The sequence below is a fragment of the Myxococcus sp. CA039A genome, from assembly GCF_013336645.1.
Lineage (GTDB): Bacteria > Myxococcota > Myxococcia > Myxococcales > Myxococcaceae > Myxococcus > Myxococcus llanfairpwllgwyngyllgogerychwyrndrobwllllantysiliogogogochensis.
This window is the reverse complement of the sequence record NZ_JABUMQ010000050.1, coordinates 1-17,604: the sequence shown is the minus strand read 5'-3', so window position 1 is coordinate 17,604 and position 17,604 is coordinate 1. Positions and strand designations below refer to the sequence as shown.

12 protein-coding genes are annotated in these 17,604 nt (G+C 68.9%); 7 read left to right on the top strand and 5 right to left on the bottom strand.

Annotated elements, in window-relative coordinates; all coding sequences use genetic code 11:
- Positions 1 to 2: 2 nt before the first annotated feature.
- The gene (locus tag HR086_RS11170; protein ID WP_254623598.1) at positions 3 to 1,307 is read right to left on the bottom strand and encodes a calcium-binding protein; all 1,305 of its coding nucleotides are present in this window, start codon (positions 1,305 to 1,307) and stop codon (positions 3 to 5) included.
- Between the two features lie 200 nt (positions 1,308 to 1,507).
- Between HR086_RS11170 and HR086_RS11165 the strand changes: the two genes are divergently transcribed.
- On the top strand, positions 1,508 to 3,199 hold the full coding sequence (locus HR086_RS11165) for a hypothetical protein (protein ID WP_174465592.1): 1,692 nt from the start codon (positions 1,508 to 1,510) through the stop codon (positions 3,197 to 3,199).
- A 60-nt stretch (positions 3,200 to 3,259) separates the two neighbouring features.
- On the opposite strand, the gene HR086_RS11160 is transcribed toward HR086_RS11165, so the two are convergent.
- Positions 3,260 to 4,588, bottom strand: a complete 1,329-nt coding sequence (locus HR086_RS11160) for a hypothetical protein (protein ID WP_174454316.1) — start codon at positions 4,586 to 4,588, stop codon at positions 3,260 to 3,262.
- Between the two features lie 246 nt (positions 4,589 to 4,834).
- Between HR086_RS11160 and HR086_RS11155 the strand changes: the two genes are divergently transcribed.
- Positions 4,835 to 5,893: a hypothetical protein gene (locus HR086_RS11155; protein WP_174454317.1), complete on the top strand. Its 1,059-nt coding sequence runs from the start codon at positions 4,835 to 4,837 to the stop codon at positions 5,891 to 5,893.
- A 10-nt stretch (positions 5,894 to 5,903) separates the two neighbouring features.
- Here HR086_RS11155 and HR086_RS11150 read toward each other — a convergent pair whose 3' ends face one another.
- Both HR086_RS11150 and HR086_RS11145 read right to left on the bottom strand, forming a co-directional pair.
- Positions 5,904 to 10,598 (bottom strand): translocation/assembly module TamB domain-containing protein, encoded by a 4,695-nt coding sequence (locus tag HR086_RS11150; protein ID WP_174454318.1) that lies wholly within the window; start codon positions 10,596 to 10,598, stop codon positions 5,904 to 5,906.
- Positions 10,595 to 12,724: an outer membrane protein assembly factor gene (locus HR086_RS11145; RefSeq protein ID WP_371817218.1), complete on the bottom strand. Its 2,130-nt coding sequence runs from the start codon at positions 12,722 to 12,724 to the stop codon at positions 10,595 to 10,597. The genes HR086_RS11150 and HR086_RS11145 overlap by 4 nt, the downstream gene beginning before the upstream one ends.
- 202 nt (positions 12,725 to 12,926) lie before the next feature.
- Here HR086_RS11145 and HR086_RS11140 point away from each other — a divergent pair, with 202 nt between their 5' ends.
- A complete protein-coding gene (locus tag HR086_RS11140; protein ID WP_246136932.1) occupies positions 12,927 to 13,196 on the top strand; it encodes a hypothetical protein in 270 nt (89 codons plus the stop codon).
- Between the two features lie 62 nt (positions 13,197 to 13,258).
- Here HR086_RS11140 and HR086_RS11135 read toward each other — a convergent pair whose 3' ends face one another.
- Positions 13,259 to 14,809: a 4-alpha-glucanotransferase gene (locus tag HR086_RS11135; RefSeq protein WP_141640551.1), complete on the bottom strand. Its 1,551-nt coding sequence runs from the start codon at positions 14,807 to 14,809 to the stop codon at positions 13,259 to 13,261.
- A 139-nt stretch (positions 14,810 to 14,948) separates the two neighbouring features.
- On the opposite strand from HR086_RS11135, the gene HR086_RS11130 reads away from it, so the two are divergent.
- The 4 genes from HR086_RS11130 (at position 14,949) to HR086_RS11115 (ending at position 17,568) form a co-directional block, all read left to right on the top strand.
- Positions 14,949 to 15,536 (top strand): DNA-3-methyladenine glycosylase, encoded by a 588-nt coding sequence (locus tag HR086_RS11130; RefSeq protein ID WP_174454320.1) that lies wholly within the window; start codon positions 14,949 to 14,951, stop codon positions 15,534 to 15,536.
- 35 nt (positions 15,537 to 15,571) lie between these two features.
- Positions 15,572 to 16,186 carry an RNA polymerase sigma factor gene (locus HR086_RS11125; protein ID WP_141640553.1) on the top strand — a complete coding sequence of 205 codons (615 nt, stop codon included), beginning with the start codon at positions 15,572 to 15,574 and terminating at the stop codon, positions 16,184 to 16,186.
- A 69-nt stretch (positions 16,187 to 16,255) separates the two neighbouring features.
- On the top strand, positions 16,256 to 16,495 hold the full coding sequence (locus HR086_RS11120) for an anti-sigma factor (RefSeq protein ID WP_141640579.1): 240 nt from the start codon (positions 16,256 to 16,258) through the stop codon (positions 16,493 to 16,495).
- The gene (locus tag HR086_RS11115) at positions 16,492 to 17,568 is read left to right on the top strand and encodes a radical SAM protein (protein ID WP_174454321.1); all 1,077 of its coding nucleotides are present in this window, start codon (positions 16,492 to 16,494) and stop codon (positions 17,566 to 17,568) included. Before HR086_RS11120 ends, HR086_RS11115 begins: the two co-directional genes overlap by 4 nt.
- Positions 17,569 to 17,604 lie beyond the last annotated feature (36 nt).

Genomic DNA, 17,604 nt, shown 5'->3' with positions numbered 1-17,604 from the left:
GGCTAGAGGTACGGCGTGCCGCTCACCGGGTTGCCCAGCTCGTTCTGGAGCGTGATGCGGATGGAGGAACTCACCGGCCACCGCCACGTGTACTGGAACACGTCGGACAGGTTGACGTTCGCGGCGCGGCTGGCCGCGAGCACGAAGTTGTCCGCGGACGAGTACGGGCTCGTCACGCTGCCCAGCTGCTCGACCTTGCGCCAGAGCTGGAAGATGAAGCTCCAGTTGTGGACGCTCTTGAGCTTCAGCACGAAGGACGCGAACAGGTCCGTGGTGTCGAACCCTCCGATGCCCTGCCTCACCAGCAGCGTGTTGGCCCAGTCATGCTTGAAGCAGCGGGTGCTCCCCGGGCTGATGGGCGTGCTGGTGGCGCCCGCCGTGCCGCAGGCCACGTCGGCCTGGTACGCGGTCATCAGGTTCTTGACGTTGGTGTAGAGGGTGGTGTGGCTGGAGGACACGGGCAGCCCGTAGTACTCCATGGCCAGAAAGCGATTCAGCACCGCGTAGCCGGTCACCATGGCGTGGCCGTAGTTGCCATTGTTGGACGCGAGCTGGGGCCCGTAGAACCAGAAGTTGCGACCCAGCTCGTAGAAGCCGACCTGGTTGTGCTTGCCCGCGGCGGCATCGGTGCAGATGTTCAGCTGGAACAGGTCGAACTTGAACTCGATGCCATGCGTGCCGAGGTCACCGCAGGCAGGGTCGGAAGCGCTCCCACAGCCCGTCGCGACGCCCGAGGGGAGGATGGCGAGGCTGTCCGTGCCCTGGTAGTTGCGGCCCGAGCCAGGCGTCCGGCCGGTCATGTCCTGGTAGAAGGTGTAGCCATTGTCCAGCCCGTCGACCACGAGCTTGATCTGCGACACCGTGCAGGTCGTCACATCGGGGGTGTGCAGCGTGACCTTCTGGCCCTTCCAGATGTAGAGCGTGTGCTGGGCGCCCGGCTGTGAGGTGTACGTCCCCCGGCGTTGGCAGTACCAGGAATAGGGGTCGCTGAAGGTCTGGTAGGCGGCCTGATAGATGTTGGAGTTCGGGTGCTGCGTCAGACAGGCCTGGGTGAGGTCCATGGACAGGTACTGCCCATTCTTGTAGCAAGACCAGCCAAAGGCATTCTGCTGCGTCAGCGTGGAGAACGCGCCTGCGCCGTACTGCCAGGCGCAATACGCATTGAGGTTCATGCCCGGCAGGTTCAGGGTGGCCAGGGCGCTCCCCGGCGCGGCCACTCCCAATACCAACAGCGCGGCGCCGCCAGCATTACGACATGAGCGAGCAATCGCGGAGCGCCAGGCGCCCCACGGATGGGTCTGAGTCATTTCGGTGATTCCCCCTCTACGGATGTGGCACGGGCCGCCCCCGACCTGGAGGTGTCATCACGATGAGGAGGGCGGCCCGCTCCCTATGAAGCTCACAGGGTAAAGAAGAGATACACGGAAAGAGTGGGTGCCACAACTGGGTCAAAAAAATTCCCCCCTACCAGAATCTGGGAATGGCTCTTTCGAGGTATGAGGCGCCAATGACGTCTGCACGTTGGGGGCGCCTGGGACTCACGCTGGCGCTCCTCGCACTTGCCCTCCAGGCCGCGCGCCTGGCGTTGCACAAGGGCTTCAGCATCGACGAGTTCCAGTACGCACACGCGGCCTGGCTCGTGTCGAAAGGGCAGGTGCCCTACCGGGACTTCTTCGAGGTCCACTTCCCGCTTGTCTATCAAGGGCTGGCGCCGCTGTTCTGGCTCGTGGGGGATGCGCCTCGGGGTGTGCTCGCGCTGCGTCTGGCGATGCTCGTTCCGCTGGCGGGTGCGTGTGTCTCGGTGGCCGTGCTCAATCGACGCGAGGGCCGCGTGTCGATGTGGCTGGCTCCGGTGTTGTTGTTGGCGCTGACGCCTTTCACGCGCTTCGCGGTGGAGATTCGTCCGGACGCATTGGCCTGTGCCTTGTTCCTGGGAGGGCTCGCCGCGTTGTCGGTGAGGCCGGGCACCCGGGGGCTCGGCTTCGCGGCGGGGGTGTTGTTCTCCGCCGCGCTCTGGTCCTCGCAGAAGGTGTTGTTTCACGGCGGCGTGGTGGGGGCGGCGCTCGCGGTGGATATCGTCTGGCGGCGGGGCAGGGGACCGGCGCTCGTGGCGTGGCCCGGCGCGTTTCTCGCGGGCGCGGGGGTGGGGCTCGCGGCGGTGGCGTCGTATCTGACGGTGACGGGCTCGTGGGGCGCCTGGTGGCAGTGGTGCTTCGCGTGGGCCGCGGAGCATCAGCGGCACTACCCCGGCTTCTCGTGGCGGGACTATCTGCTGCCCATGGTTCGCGAGCAGCCCTGGCTCTTCGCGTTGGCGGTGCTGGGGTTCCTCGTCACCGTGCGCGCGTGGTGGCGTGCGGGCGTGGAGCGCTGGGCGAGCGCGGACCTGCCGTTGCTGCTCGCGGTGCTGGCGACGTTTGGCTCGTATGCGCTCCAGCGCGCGCCGTTTCCGTACAGCCTGCTGCCCTTCCTGGGAGCGCTCGCGCCGTTCATGGCGCGAGGCACGGTGGCAATCTTCAGCGGGTGGAGTACGCCCCCGGCGCGAGTCGTCGCGGCCCTGGCGCTCGGGGTGTTGCTCTGTCTTCAACTCTGGAGGATGGAGGCCCTCGTGGATGGCGGGGGCAATGCCAGACAGCGAGACGTGCTCGCGCGCATCGCCACGCTCACCGGGCCCGAGGACGTCGTCTACGACAACTCGGGAGGCTACGTGAGCCGGCCACACGCCCACTTCTATTTCTACACGGATGCCTATCTGCGGGGCTCCATCCCGGACGTGCTGGCGCGCGAGGTGCCCCGGGCCTTGGTGGAGCGCGGCTGCGTGCTGCGCGTGGATGACCTGCGGACGTCGGGATTGCCGCCATCGCTGCGAGGTTTCCTCGATACGTATTACCAGCCCTACGACGGAGACCTGTTCCTATGGGGGCAGCGGTACGACGTGTCCCCTGGGAGCGCGCTGGAGGGTCGCTTCCTGGCGGTGCGTGACGGGCGCTACTTCGTCGAGCCCGCGTCCATGCTGGAGTCGGGCGCGCTGTTCGTCGATGGGGCCCGCGTGACGGAGGCGGAGTTCCCCCTGTCGCGAGGCGAGCACACCGTGCGGTATGAGGGCAGCGCGGGGCGCTTCCACGTGCTGTGGCTTCCGCGAGACGGTCAGCGGTGGGCGCCGCGTCCCGAAGCGAAACCCACCTACTCGCGCCTGTTCTGAGCCGCGCGTCGGTGCCTCCGAGAAGAACCCTCGGAGGACACCTGCGACACGGACGCTTCGCTACGGCGTGCAGGGCGCTTGGCCGCCGGCGCGCTTGTAGGCGCTCACGCGGCTGGACAGGTTGCCATTGTCGGTCTCCGGCGAGGTCTGCCGGCCTTCGCCCGCGCCGAAGGAGAAGCCGACCGAGTGCGCGGCGGCGAGCTCCGACGTGTGCGAGAAGAAGTAGTCCACGCGGTTGTCCTTCCACCGCTCGTTGGTGTTCGGCAGGTTCATGTTGCCCACCGGGAGCTGCCACCAGAAGTTCGGTTTGTTGAGTCGCTCGGAGATGGCGCTCGCCCAGGTGAACGCCTGACGGAAGTGGGGCAGGGTGGTGTTGTTCGCGTCCCACCACGTGTCCTCGCCGATGCTGTCGTAGAAGCCCGCGTCACGGTCCGACGCCTCCACGACGATGAAGTCCGTGTCCGCCGCGCCGAGCTTCAACAGGAAGTCGGCCACCTTGCGCGCTTCACCGGCGATGTCGAAGGACGCGTTGGTGTTGAGGTACACGTCCGTGCGCGTCGACCAGGGGCTGGCGTGCAGGCTCACCTTCGCGTTGGGCGCGTACTTGCGAGCCATTGCAATCATGCACCGGCTCACGCCCACGGCGTTGTTCGCCATCCCCGAGCAGTCCGTGGCGTTGGCGCTCGCCACCTGCGCGGGCACCGTGGCCGGGTCTCCATTGGAGAAGAACTGGAGATAGCCCCAGAGGTCCGGCTCGAGGTGCAGCAGCGCGGGCTCGCTGCCCACCTGCTGCAACGTGAAGCGATAGTCCGCGAAGTAGCGCCGCATGATGGCCACGTCGTTGAGCGCCTGGAGCTGCTGCTCTCCCTCGCCCGCGGGCCCGACTCCGCCCAGGAGCTGCTGGTAGTAGGTGATGAAGGGAAGCTGCTGGCGCCCCTTCGCCCCGGACACGTGGCCGCGCACGTAGGCACCTGGCGGATCCGACACGTCCTGCCAGCAGCCCCACCACGCGCATGCCGCGCCCGCGCAGGAGGTGCCGGACGTGGTGCAGCCCGTCGTGCAGGACGTGCACACGTTCGTCGAGTCGACCAGCCCGCTGGCGACGTACAGGTAGTGCACGTCGAAGGGCGCGCCCGCCGCCGTGCCAGGCTCCATCTGCGCGCCGACGAGCAGCCGGTTCTTCCCCAGGGACGCGAGGAACGTCTCGCCCATGCACCCGGTGCCGACCGGGCCACCGTCTGGCGTCCCGCCGCCACCGTCCGGTATGCCATTGCCGCCGTCTGGGGTGTTGGTGCCGTCCGTGCCCGAGTCGGAGCAGCCTCCCAGCATCAGCAGGCAGAGGGTGAGCGGAGCGAGTCGCTTCAGCCACGTCGAAGTGTGCATGCGCATGACGACAGTCACGCTACCTCGCCACGCCCTGCACGGCTCAAGGGCCTGGGACTCCGGGACAGGGGGCCGTCCTGACTGCTTCCTCGCCCGACATCCAGCCTCGCGATAACAATCTGTTAATCTTTCAATTCAAGAAATTCTTGAAACTCGGTATTCGCGCCGACTACACGTCAGGGTTCCCCCCTGCCGAGCCCGCCGGGTGGTCTGGGCTTCCTCGCGGGCGCGGCACATCCCCTCGAGGCCGTGATGAAGACGCGACTGTGGTGGCTGGTGGTGCCCGCGTTGCTGGCGGTTGGCTGTGGTCCCGTCATCGATGACGAAGAAGGCGAGGTCATCGACGAGCTGACCGGGCAGGTGCTCCAGCGGGCCACGGTGAAGTACGACATGCACCGGCTCCTGGAGGACACGCATCTGTTGGGGCATCAGTGGATTACCACCGAGCAGGTGCAGGCGTTCCTGACGCAGCAGGGCTCGTATCTGGCGACGTACAAGGACCCGGCCTTCAGCAACAAGACGGCGGCGGCGCTCATCGTCGAGCGCTCCAAGGCGTACAACATCAGCCCGCTGTACATGCTGGCGCGCATCCAGGTGGAGTCGAGCCTGGTGCAGAGCGGCACCTCCACCAACCTGGCCAAGGCCACCGGCTGTGGCTGTCCGGACAGCAGCGGGTGTGACGCGCAATACACGGGCTTCGGCAAGCAGATTGAGTGTTCGGCGAAGAAGCTGCGCGGCTACTTCACGGACCTGGATGCGGGGCGGACCACCGTGTCTGGCTGGAAGGTGGGGACGACGAAGGCGTCGTTGGACCCGTGCTCCATCAAGCCGACCAACAAGGCCACCGCGGCGCTGTACACGTACACGCCCTGGGTGGGCGCGTACGCGACGCAGTGTGGCCGCACCACGGTGGGCGGCTCGTCGCTGGTGGCGGTCATCTACCACCGGTACGCGGACGGCGGCTTCAACTGGGACGCGCCGACGACGTCGGGCTGCGTGTCGGAGACGGCGGGCACGACGGTGCCGAACCTGGGCTGCGTGCAGAGCTCGTCGGACGCGGTGTGGCGGCAGTGCGTGTCCGGCGTCTTCACCGCGGGCACCACGACGAAGCCCACCAACTGCACCCAGTCGTGGCCGTGGTGCTCCTCCGCCACGCTGGGCCGCAGCGTGCCCGCGCGCACGTGCGTGCAGTCCTCGTCTGACCAGCAGTGGAGCCAGTGCGGCGTGGGCGGCGCGTGGGTGAGCTCGCCCATGGCGCCCAACAGCGGCGCGGGCCCCGTGGGCGCGTGCTTCGAGATGTACTGGCTGTAAGTCCGCGGCGTCAGTACTCGTTGGTCCAGATGAGGTCCAGGCCACCCGAGCGCGCATCGCCGTACTGGCCCTCCAGACTCCAGCGCGGTCCGAACTGGTATTCGAACCGGACCGCGTTGGAGTTCTCTCCCTGCTGGATGTTGGCGCCCACGCGTCCGGTGTAGCCGACGTAGATTTTGTCGGTGACGTAGGTGCCCACCTCCAGCTTGGTGCCGGCGATGCCCGCGCCGCCGGCTTCAATCGAAATCACGTCCAGCGGCAGCTTCGCGGCCAGGGCCTTGCGCGCCTCGTTGGCGACGAGCGAGCCCACCACGGAAGCGGCCTGGGCGCTGGCCGTCATCGACGCGCCGGAGCCGCGCTCCAGCGTGCGGCGGCCGGTGGCGAGCAGCGTGTAGATTTCGGACTCGGGCAGCGGCGGCTCGCTGGTGGGCTTCAGGGTGATGTCCCGGCCCTGGCCTCGAATGGTGACGAACACCGTGATGTTGGCGCTGTCGTTGCGGTGCTCGGCGGTGACGTTGATGTACGGGACGGTGGGCGGCCCGGTGAAGCTCACGATGCTGTCGCGCTGCACGTCGAAGCGCCGGCCCAGCACGTCCACCCGTCCGCGCAGCACGCGCACCTGTCCGAAGAGGCGCGCCACGTCGGTGTATTCGACGCGGAAGTCCTCCGACAGCCCCAGCTCCACGTTGACGTCAGAGCCCTTCACCCAGATGTTGCGCGGCGCATTCACGTTCACCCAGTACGCGCGCCCGGGTGGCGTCTCGCCCGACTCCAGGTCCTCCGCGGAGTCGGCCACGGGAGGAGGCTCGGTGGAGGGCTGCTGGTTCGTCTCGGGCGCGCCCGGTGAGGGCTGCTGCTGTTGCCTGCGCTTGCGCCGCTCAATGGGCGTGCCGTTGCGCACCAGCACCACGTCACTGGGACGCTCCAGGTCCTGGAGGTCCTTGCGTTTGACTTCCGGCAGCTCGATGGTGGCCTCGGGGATGGAGACGTTGCGCAGGTTGACGAGCCGCTCGGACAGCGTGCCCTCCACCTTCGCGCGCATGCTCAGCACGGCGATGAGCTGGTCGTCGAAGACGATGGGGAAGTCGCGAGCCATCAGCGGGTAGGGCTTCCCCGCGGGGCTGTTCAGCTCGTACTCGCCATTCTGGGTGCGCGTGGCCGTCAGCGGCGCGTCGAGCCACAGCGTGCCGCCTCCGGCCTTGGCGGACAGCGTGTTGATGGCCAGCGCCTCGCGACTGGCTTCCAGCGCGAGCTGGATTTCGCGGTACTCGCCCAGGCCCATCAGCCCGAGCTTGCCGTCCTTCCATGAAAGCGAACCCTGGAACGTGGGCACGGCGGGAGTGCCCGCCAGCTTCGCGTCCGCCTGAATCAGCCCGCCCACGCTGCGCAGCATCTCCACCGCGCCGGAAAGGAAGGAGGGATCGAAGTCGCGCGCCTTGAGCGTCACGTCCAGCGGCGCGCGGGAGGTGTCGAGGCCGCGCTGAATCGCGGGCAGGGACACGTCCAGCTCCACGCCTCCTTCCACCATCAAGGTGCCGCCCGCCGGCGCGGTGAGGAGCACGTCGAAGGCGGAGCGCGCGTTCTGGTAGCCGTAGTGCAGGCGCGCCTGTCCCAAGGCCAGCTCGCCCATGCCCAGCTTCTGCACGCCGGCGGTGAGCTCCATTCGAGGCGTGTCCAGCGTGCCGCGCGCGGCCAGCTCCACTGACAGCTCGCCCTGGATGCCCTTGGACGCGGCGCTCGCCTTCTGCGCGGCGGCGCCTGTCGCGCGGGCCTTCGCCACGCCGGGCAGGTGCTGGAGGGCCACCGGCCCCAGGCGGCCCTTGAGCTGGAAGGGAATGTGTCCGTAGACCTCCTGGTCCTGGAGCGCGCCCAACGGAGCGTCCAGCGTCACGTCGAGCTGCGCCAGCGGCCCCTCGTCCCGCTGCGCCGCCAGCGTCACCTTCACGTCCTGGTCATCGCCCACCACGCCGAGCTGTCCGTTCACCGGAGGCAGGCCGTACGCGGTGAGGCCCACGGCCTTCACGCTCAGACGGGCCTGCGGCACCAGCGCGGAGCCGGAGAGGAAGAGCTGCGCGGACACAGTGCCCGCGGGCTTCTGCAGACCATTGACGCCCTCGAACTGCGCCAGGGACAGGTCCGCGACGCGGGCCTCCAGGTCCACCGAGGCCGAGAGGAGGTCGTCCGCCTTGGGGGGACGCGCCAGCATCCCGCCCAGGGTGAAGGGCGTGTGCAGCACCACGTACGTCTGGGTTCCCAGCCCCCGCACGTCCAGGCGTGCATCCAGGGTGGCGTCCTCGCGGTCCGATGCCGCGCGCAGCTCGAAGTCCAGCGGCTGCTTCAGCGCGAAGCCCGGAGGCGGCGCGGCGTAGTTCAGCTTCTGGCCGCGCAGCACGAAGTCCAGCCGGGGCTCGCGCGCGGTGCCGTCGATGCGCAGCTCTCCGGCCACCATGCCGCTCACCGGCTCCGTGCGTCCGAGGAGCTTCATCACCCCGGCGAGGTCCAGGTCGTCCAGGTCGACCTTGAGGGAGAGCGCGTCCTTGCGCCGCTTCAGCACGCCCTGCACTGGCACGTCGAAGTCCGCGACGACCTTCGCCACCGGCAACCCCGCCGACAGCGTGCCCGTGGCGCGGTCCTTCACGTAGCGCCCATCGAGCGCCACCTGGAGGTTCTCGTAGCCGCTCACCCGTCCGTCCTGCCAGCGCAGCTTCGTCTCCGCGTCCGGCCGGGGCAACCTGCCCTTCGCGGTGACGAAGCCCGACACCGTGCCGCCCAGGCCCAGCGACTCCGGGATGACGATACGGGGTAGCAGCGTGAGGTCCACCGCCTCCAGGTCCACGCGCGCCGTCACTTGCTCGTTGGCGAGCGAGCCGCGCACCGCCAGCGACTGCGCCCCCGACGCGAGCTTCAGCGCGGGCTCCACCTCCATGCGTCCGCCGCCGAAGCCCACGTGCGTGGGGGCCTGGAGCTTCCAGGTGGCCTCCGGCCACGAGAGCACCAGCGCCTGGACTTCCAGGCCCTGGTTGTCCTCGTCCACCAGCCCGTTCAGCGCCAGGCCGAGCGTCGCGCCCCCCAGGGCCTTCACGCTGACCTCCAGGTGACGCTCGTGCGTGGTGATGGTGGCGGACACGTCCTGGAAGGAGCGCTCGCCCGAGCGCAGCTCACCCATCACCAGCGTGGCGTCCGTGGTGAGGGGGCGGGTGATGTCCGGCACCTCGGCCTGGAGCGTGAGGTTCCTCACCGCGAAGTCCCCATAGGAGAGCGAGGTGAAGTTGCCGTGGGCGACGACGCCCGGAGCGCGCACGGGCCCTTCCACGCGGAACTCCAGCGTGCCGCTGCCAGACAGCGGAGGCACGGTGCCAGGCAGCAGCCGGGTCAGCGCGTCGGACAGCATTGCGAGGTTGCCCGCCGTCAGGCCGCCGTCCACGCGAATCGCCCCGGTGGTGCCTTCGCCCTTGGCCTGGAGCGACGCGCCCGGCACCAGCACCAGCAGGCGCGACAGCGTGTAACGGCCGTCCTTCGCGCGGGCATGCAGCTCCACGGGCCCCAGCGGCTGACCCCGGAAGCGCGAGGGCGACACGGTGAGGTCCACCTCGCCGTCGAGGGTCTCCAGGCTGGTGCCGCCGCCCTTCGCGGTCAGGTCCGCGGAGAGGCTCGTCTTCGGCCCTTCCTTCACCAGCGCGGACAGGTCCACGTCGCGCGCCTTCACGGAGACGCCGGTGGAGCGCATCCGCTCCAGGTCCAGGTCGCCCTTCACGTCCAGCTTCGCGTCCGCGGCCGTCCCCTGGAGGTCCACCTGCGTCAGGTCGCCGTCGATGCCCGCCTTGCCCGCCAGGTTCACCGGCACCAGCAGCGGCCAGGTGGGCAGCACGCCGCGCGTCAGCTCCGGCGGCACGGTGAGGCGCCGCACGTCCACGTCCGCCTTCAGGGTGCCCGGGGGTTGGCCGGGCGGAGTCTCGGGAGGAAGTCGCGCCGTGGCGCTCGCGTCCAACAGCAGCCCCGCGAGGTCCAGGTCCACGTCGGCGTTCAGCGCGCCCTCCTCGCCGCCGCCCTTCAAGGCCAGCCGCAGGGGCCCCTTGGTGGGCAACGCGAGCGCGCCGGTGGACTCCAGCGTCGCGCCGAAGCCCTGCGTCGCCGCCGCGTAGTGGCCGGACGCCTTCGCGTCGAAGTCTTCCAGGCGCACGTGTCGCTCGCCGCCTTCTTCCAGCTCCTGCCTGAAGTCGACGTAGCCGTCCTCGAGCTCCAACTCGTGCAGCTCCACCCGCAGCTTGCCGCGCGGAGAGGGCGGCTCCTCGGGCTTGGGCACGCGAGGCGCGATGGCCCGGGCGAGGTTCAACCCGCGCTCGTCCTGGGCCAGATAGAGGCGCGGCTTCTCCACGCGCACGTCCGTGAGGTCCACCTGCTGGTGGATGAGGCCGCCCAGGCGCACGCGCGCCTCGACGCGCGCGATTTCCGCCACCAGCTCACCCTCCGGGTCATACAGCTTCACGCCCGTGAGGACGGCGCCCGGTGGTGCCAGGTCCAGCCCGCCGACTTCCAGCCGCCCGGAGAACTGCTCATTGGCCAGATGGAGGCCCTTGCGGATGAGCCAGCCCTCACCCGGAGACGACGTCGCCCAGAGGAGCACGCCCAGCACGGCGACCACTCCCAGGCACACGACGCCGAGCAGGCCCCACAGCAGTCGTCGTGCCCAGCGTCGCCCTCTCAAAACGCCTCTCCAATCGACAGGTGCAGCGCGCACTGACCGTCAGGCGCTCCCGCGAAGGTGGCCCCGCGAGACGTGGGGCCGTCGGGCTTCCACTTGCTGCCAATGCCGAAGCAGCCTCCAGACGTCGGATAGATGTACCCCGGGGTGGCGACGGGCAATCCCTGGCCCAGATTCAGTCGGCGCGCGATGTCCAGGCGCACCGGCCCCACCACCGTGAGGTAGCGCAGGCCCACGCCCACCGCGTGGTAGTGGTCGGGACCGAACAGTCGCGGCGAGTCGCGCGAGTCGAAGCCCTCCACGCCCACCAGCCCCGTGTCCCAGAAGGCCGCGAGCACGATGCTGGTGGAAATCTGGTAGCGCAGCTCCACCGTCGTCTCGAAGAGGCTGTTGCCTCCCACCGGCACCGTCTCCCACTCCTCCGTCTGCGTCGTCTCCGGCACCCCGTCCCCGTTGGTGTCCTCCTCCTTGGCCAGCGCCGCCAGGGGCGACAGGCGCTGGCCGTTGAAGCCGCGCATGGAGGTGGCGCCACCGGAGAAGAAGCGCGTGACGATGGAGCTCTGTGAGCCACCCGCGGGGTTGAGCGTGCCCATCCGCAGCTTCGCCGCCAGCACCACGCGCTTGTCCTCGTCGAACGAGTGGTAGAAGCGCAGGTCCGGCAGCAGGCGGATGTAGTTGAAGTCGCCGAAGAAGATGCTGCCGCCCTTCTGCACGGACAGGCTCAGGTAGTAGCCATCCCGAGGCTCCACCGGGTCATCCCGCCGGTCCCACGCGAAGGCCACCTCCAGGAAGCTCAGCGCCACGTCACACTGGATGGTGTCCTCGCCGCAGCCCAGCACGACGGGCGGCACGCGCGAGTCCGCGCTCACCCGACCCGACAGCCGATAGATTTGGAGGTTGTAGGAGGGGAAGACGGAGAAGTTGCGGTGCGGCTGCCAGATGACGCCCGTCTGCAACCTGCCGCCATAGAAGTCGTAGGCCTGCTCCAGGCCCTTCTCCAGCGTCAGGGACGTCTGCTGGCGCAAATCCCGGAAGAGGAACCGCGGCTGCTCGTACTCTCCCGTTATCTCGAAGACGGGGCCCTGCTTCGACGGCGACAGGACGTGGGGGATGAACGCGTAGCCGGCGCGGCCTCGCACGGTGACGCGGCGCAGACCGCCCAGGAAGTTGCGGTTGGTCCATTCCCCCAGCACGCGCGCTTCCTGGCGGGCCGCGTCCACGCCGATGCCGCCGCCCAGTCGCACCGAGCGGAATGGCGCCTCGCGCACGTCCACCACGACGGGCACCGTGGCTGACTCCCGGTCTGGCGCCCCGCGGTTCACCTTCACCGCGCCGAACACGCCCATGCGGAACACGCGGGCCTGGGCCTCCGCCAGCGCCGTCTCGCTGTACCAGTCCCCCTTCTTCAGCGAGCCCTGCACCTGCTCGATGATGCGGCGCGGCGGCACCTGGGGATTGGCGTCTGTCGCGACGAACGTGTTGCCGAAGCGGTAGCGCAGCCCCGGCTTCACGTCCAACCGCACCCGGGCCTTCCGGGTGTCCACGTCCACCTGCACCTCGCCCGACACCTCGGCTTCCGCGTACCCCAGCTCGCGCAGCTGCTCCTGGACCCGGGCCTTGGCCTCCTCCCAGGGCGCCTCGCGGAAGATGTCGCCCTCCTTGAGGGGCAGCTCGGACTTCACCCGCTCGTGGTGTTCCTTGCGGTGCTCCTCCGGCAGTGTCTGGAGGCCCTCCACCTGGATTTCGCTGATGCGCGTGGGCTCGCCCTCGCTCACCTGCACCTGCAGCTCCACCTCGTTCTTGCCCTTGGGCTTCACCGCGCTGTCCACCACCTCCGCCTGGTAGAAGCCCTGGGCCTGGTAGTAGCGCTCGATGCGGCGCAGGTCCGCCTGCCACGCATTGGGGTCGAAGTAGTGAGGGCTGCCGAAGGGCCAGAACGCCCACCACGGGGTCTCCGAGGTGAGGATGCGGTCCTTGATGTCCCCCTGTTTCACCTGCTTCGTGCCCTCGATTTCCAGCCGGGAGACCTTGGGCCCCGGGGGCGGGGTGGACGTGGTGGCGCACGCCGCGACGCTCAGGAGCGCGGCGACAGTGGCGAGGCGAAGGAGTCGGAGCAGGTCAACGGCCACGGACTGTTCATACCCGGAAGGCAAGCGCCTGACGCGTCTCCTGTCGGACGCCCCCATCCCTTTGTCGCATTCCAACGTCTCGTCGGCGGTTCCTGTCGGCTGGTCCTTGCTGGATACACACGGAGACGTGCAAGCCGCGCCAAGGTGCGCCAGATTGGGGGCCATGCTCCTGTCCCGGCGAATCAGAGTCTTGGTGTTCTGCGTGGTGTCGGCGCTCGCCACCGCCTGCGGCGTGGATGACGACGAGGTCGTGCGCGTGAAGGAGGGCGAGAGCCTCGCCGACGCCGAGTACTGCGGCTCGTTCGGCTGCGACCAGCTCAACGAGTTCTGCGCAGAGGTCTTCCTGGAATTCGGTCGCTCGCCGCCCATCTGCATCACCGAGGACGTGTGCGAACGGCTGGAGTGCGCCAACACCAACCGCCGCTGCGCCATCTTCGATGGCTTCCCCGGTCAGGTGAAGTGCATCAAGTAAGCGGCGCGAGTTGAGTGGAGCCACGCCCGGGAGGACAGCCCCGGGCGAGCGGAGTCCGGCGTTCAGCGCCGGGCGGACGCGGTGAGCCAGGCCAGCTTCTCGGCCGCTTCCCGCGTGGTCGAATCCGACATCAGCGCGCCCACGTCCTGGGTGATGCGGTACGCCCAGTTCGAGTCGCTCATGGAGCCCGGCAGGTTGATGCGGTCCCGGGTGCCGAGCACGTCCTGCCAGGGCAGCACGCACAAGTCACTGCTCGCGTTGAGCGCCGAGGCCAGCAGGCCCCGGTGTACCTCCGGGGTGAACTCGCGCGTCACCGTCACGCCCTTGAGCTCCGGCCAGGCGCGTGCCGCGGCCTGTCGCTCGTCGTCGCGGGCGCCCTCCCACCACTCGGCCATCGTGTCGGTGTCATGGGTGCCTGTCGTGACGAGGGACACGGGGGGAAACTGGTGCGGGTCGCGGTAGACGCTGTCGTCTCGCTCCCAGCGCATCACCCGGTAGCCGGGCAGCTTCAGCTCCGCGAGGATGTGGCGGACGAAGGGAGGAATCACGCCCAGGTCCTCGGCGACGATGCCCGCGCCCTCCGAGAGCAGCTCGAAGTGCTTGCGGCCCAGCCGCTTGTGGCTCTCCTCGTCCGGCGGCGTGAAGCGTCCGGTGGGCGTCTTCTCGTCGCGAATCCACTGACGGAAGTAGCCCACCGCGTGGTCCACGCGGCGCAAGTCGTAGTAGCTGGCCGCCTTCTTCGCGCGCGCCTTCAGCCAGGCGTAGTCGTCCTTCTGCATGGCGACGAAGTCGAAGTAGGGCAGGCCCCAGTCCTGGCCGGTGGCGGAGAAGTCGTCCGGCGGTACGCCCAGCCGCGCGTCGCGACGGAGGATGGTGGGGTTGGCCCAGCAGTCCGCGCTGTCCTGGCCGATGATGAAGGGCTCGTCGCCGCACAGGAGCACGTCCTGGGCCTTGGCCCTGGCGCGCGCCGCGTCCCACTGCTGCTCGGCCACCCACTGGAGCCAGGCGTGGTAGCGCACCCGGCGCTCCAGCTCGGTGGCCTTCGCGCGCAGGGCCTCGGGCTGGCGCGTGCGCAGGCCCTCCGGCCACTCCCACCACGCGCGGCGCTGCTCCTGCTCGCTGATGGCGGTGAAGAGGGCGTAGGTCTCCAGCCAGTCCGCCTGGGCCTCGCGCCACTGGTGGAAGGCGCGGGCGCGCTCGGACTGGCGGGACTGGTGCTGCTCCTCGAAGGTGTCGAAGGCGCGCGCGAAGGCGGCGTCCTTGAGGGGGAAGACCAGGTCGTAGCGGACGCGGGGCGCGGAGCGGGCCTCGGCCAGCTGCCGGCGCTGCTCCTCGGAGAACGCGCCCTCGCCGCCGGAGGTGATGAACTCCGGAAGGGCGTGCAGGTCGATGAAGAGCGGGTTGAGTCCGAAGGCCGAGCGGGTGGCGTAGGGGCTGGAGTCTCCGGGCGCGGTGGGCAGCAGCGGCAGCAGCATCAGGAGACGCTGGCGCGCGACCTTCATCCAGGAGAACAGGCCATCCAGCGCGCCGAAGTCGCCGATGCCGAAATCCGTCGGGGCGCGGAGTGAGAACAGCGGAAGCAGGAGACCGGAGAGCCGGCCGGGGGTGGACATGGTGCGGCGCAATCTGCACCACCCCTGCCCCGGAGTGAACTGGTCCCGTGACAGGAAATGCGCGGCGGGTTTTCGCTGGAGGACGGATTCACCTTCCCCGGCGCACCCGTCTGTTGGCCGGTACAATCCTGGGGTGAGCGTGACTGTCTTGCCCCCTTCCTTCTATGCGCGGCCGGCCCTGGTGGTGGCGCGGGAGCTGCTCGGGACCCTCCTCGTGGTGCGAGACGCCACCGGACTTCGTCGGGTGGGGCGCATCGTGGAGACGGAGGCGTACATCGGTGAACACGACCTGGCCTGTCACGCGGCCAAGGGGCTCACCCCGCGCACGGAGGTGATGTTCGGGCCCCCGGGGCGGGCGTACATGTACCTCATCTACGGCATGCACCACTGCTTCAACGTCGTCACGGACGCGCCCGGGGTGGGGGCGGCGGTGCTGGTGCGCGCGGTGGAGCCGGTGGAGGGCCTGGAGGTCGGGGCGCGCACGGACGGGCCCGGCAAGCTGTGCAAGGCCCTGGGGTTGACCTTGACGCACAACCGGATGGACCTGGCCTCCCCCGGGCTGCACCTGCTGCCGGGGGTGGACGTGGCCGAGGCGCGGGTGGAGCGCGGGCCGCGCATCGGCGTGGACTACGCGGGGGCGTGGGCCCAGGAGCCCTTCCGGCTCTGGGTCCGGGACAGTCAACACGTCAGCAAGCGGCCGGCGACGAGGGCTCGTAACCGGCCTTGACGAAGGCGCTTCCGGCTGGTTGGGTGCGCCCCGCCATGCCTGACGAGGTCGCCACGGAAGATGATCGCCAGCTCCTCGCCCGCGCGCAGGATGGGGACATGTCCGCCTTCGAGGCCCTGGTGGAGTCCCACCAGGACAAGGTGTACGGTCTCGCCCTGCGGATGACCCGCTCGGAGGCGGACGCCGCCGAAATCACCCAGGACACCTTCCTGTCGGCCTACCAACATCTCAAGGATTTTCGCGGGGATGCGGCCTTCGGCTCGTGGGTGCACCGGATAGCGGCCAACCATGCGCTGATGCGCCTGCGCCACCGCCGGGTGACGCAGGCCGCCGAGGCGGAGCTCCAGGGGCCGGAATTCACCCCCCGGGGTACGCTCGCGGACTACCCGGTGTCCGACTGGAGCCGGGACGCCGAGGAGAAGGCGCTGGACGCCGAGCTGGGGCATGCCATCCGACAAGCGGCGGACAGGCTGCCTGAGGGGTATCGTGAGGTCTTCCTCTTGAAAGACGTGGACGGCCTCAGTTACGAACAGATTGCAGAGGTGACGGGGGATTCCATTCCCGCCATCAAGAGCCGCCTGCACCGGGCTCGTCTCGCGCTCCGGGAGGCCATTGACGCCTTCTACAACCGGGACAATCGCGGGCCGTGAAACGCAACTGGGGGGCTCCGCATCTTCCGAAGCGAGGACGAGGGCGTGCCGCAGCCAGCCGAGGTTCGGATGTACACCTGTAAAGACTCAATCAACCTCCTGCTGGAATACCTCGAGGGCGAGATGTCGCCCGAGGAGTCGCGCCACCTTCAGGAGCACCTGTCGGGGTGCTCGCCCTGTGAGGAGTTCTTGAACACGTACCGGGCGACGCCCAGTCTGTGCAAGCGCGCGCTGGCGGCGAGGATGCCGAAGGAGGTCAGCTCCAAGCTGACGGAGTTCCTTCGCACCAAAATCAAGTCCGCCTCGTGAACCTGAAGCAACTGTCGCTGCCGGAGCTGGCGGAGGCGCTCGCGCCCTTCTCCCCGTCCCCCACCGCGGTCCGCAAGGTGTTCGCCGCCGTCTTCGCCCACGGGCTCGGCTCGGTGGAGGAAGTGGCGCGCTCGCCGCAGGTGCCCCGGCGGGTGTCCGACCATCTGAAGGCCCACGCCGAGATGCCCAGCCTCCAGGTGGTGGAGCGGCGCCGGGCGGATGACGGCTTCGTGAAGTACCTCTTCGACTCGCCCCTGGGCGGGCGGATTGAGGCCGTCCGGATTCCCATCTTCGATGAGAAGTACGTCGTCTGCGTGTCCAGCCAGGTGGGCTGCGCGCTGGCGTGCGACTTCTGCATGACGGGGAAGTTGGGTTTCAAACGGAACCTCCAGACCTGGGAGATTCTGGACCAGGTGCTTCAGGTGAGGGCGGAGGCGGACCGGCCGGTGCGGGGTGTGGTGTTCATGGGGATGGGGGAGCCGCTGCTCAACTACAAGGAGACGTTGCGAGCGGCGGGCATCCTGTCGAATCCGGCGGGCTTCTCGATTTCGGGGCAGTCCATCACCTTCTCCACGGCGGGGCATGTGCCGGCGATTCGGCGCTACACGCGGGAGGGGCATCCGTACCGGCTGGCCTTCTCGGTGACGAGCGCGATTCCGGAGAAGCGGATGAAGGTGCTTCCGATTGAGAAGACGCATCCGTTGCCGGAGTTGATTGAGGCGATTCGCGAGTACAGCCAGGTGCGGCGCGAGCGGGCGATGATTGCCTATGTGGCGATTCGCGGGTTCAACCTGGAGCGGGAGGACGCGGAGGCGTTGAAGGTGGCCTTCGAGGGGATTCCCATCAAGGTGGACCTCATCGACGTGACGGACCCGACGGGGAAGTACGAGCCGCCCACGGCGGAGGAGCTGAGCGCGTTCCGTGATTACTTGCAGATCCTGAAGGCGCCGGTGGCGCGGCGGTATTCAGGGGGCAAGGAGATTGGGGCGGCGTGCGGCACGTTGGCGGCGACGCAGTACGGGGGCACGGTGATGCCGGCGCCCGTGTCCGAGTCGACTTCGACCACCACGTGACAATCGGCCCTGTCGGGCGAGCCGAGGGTGCGGGGT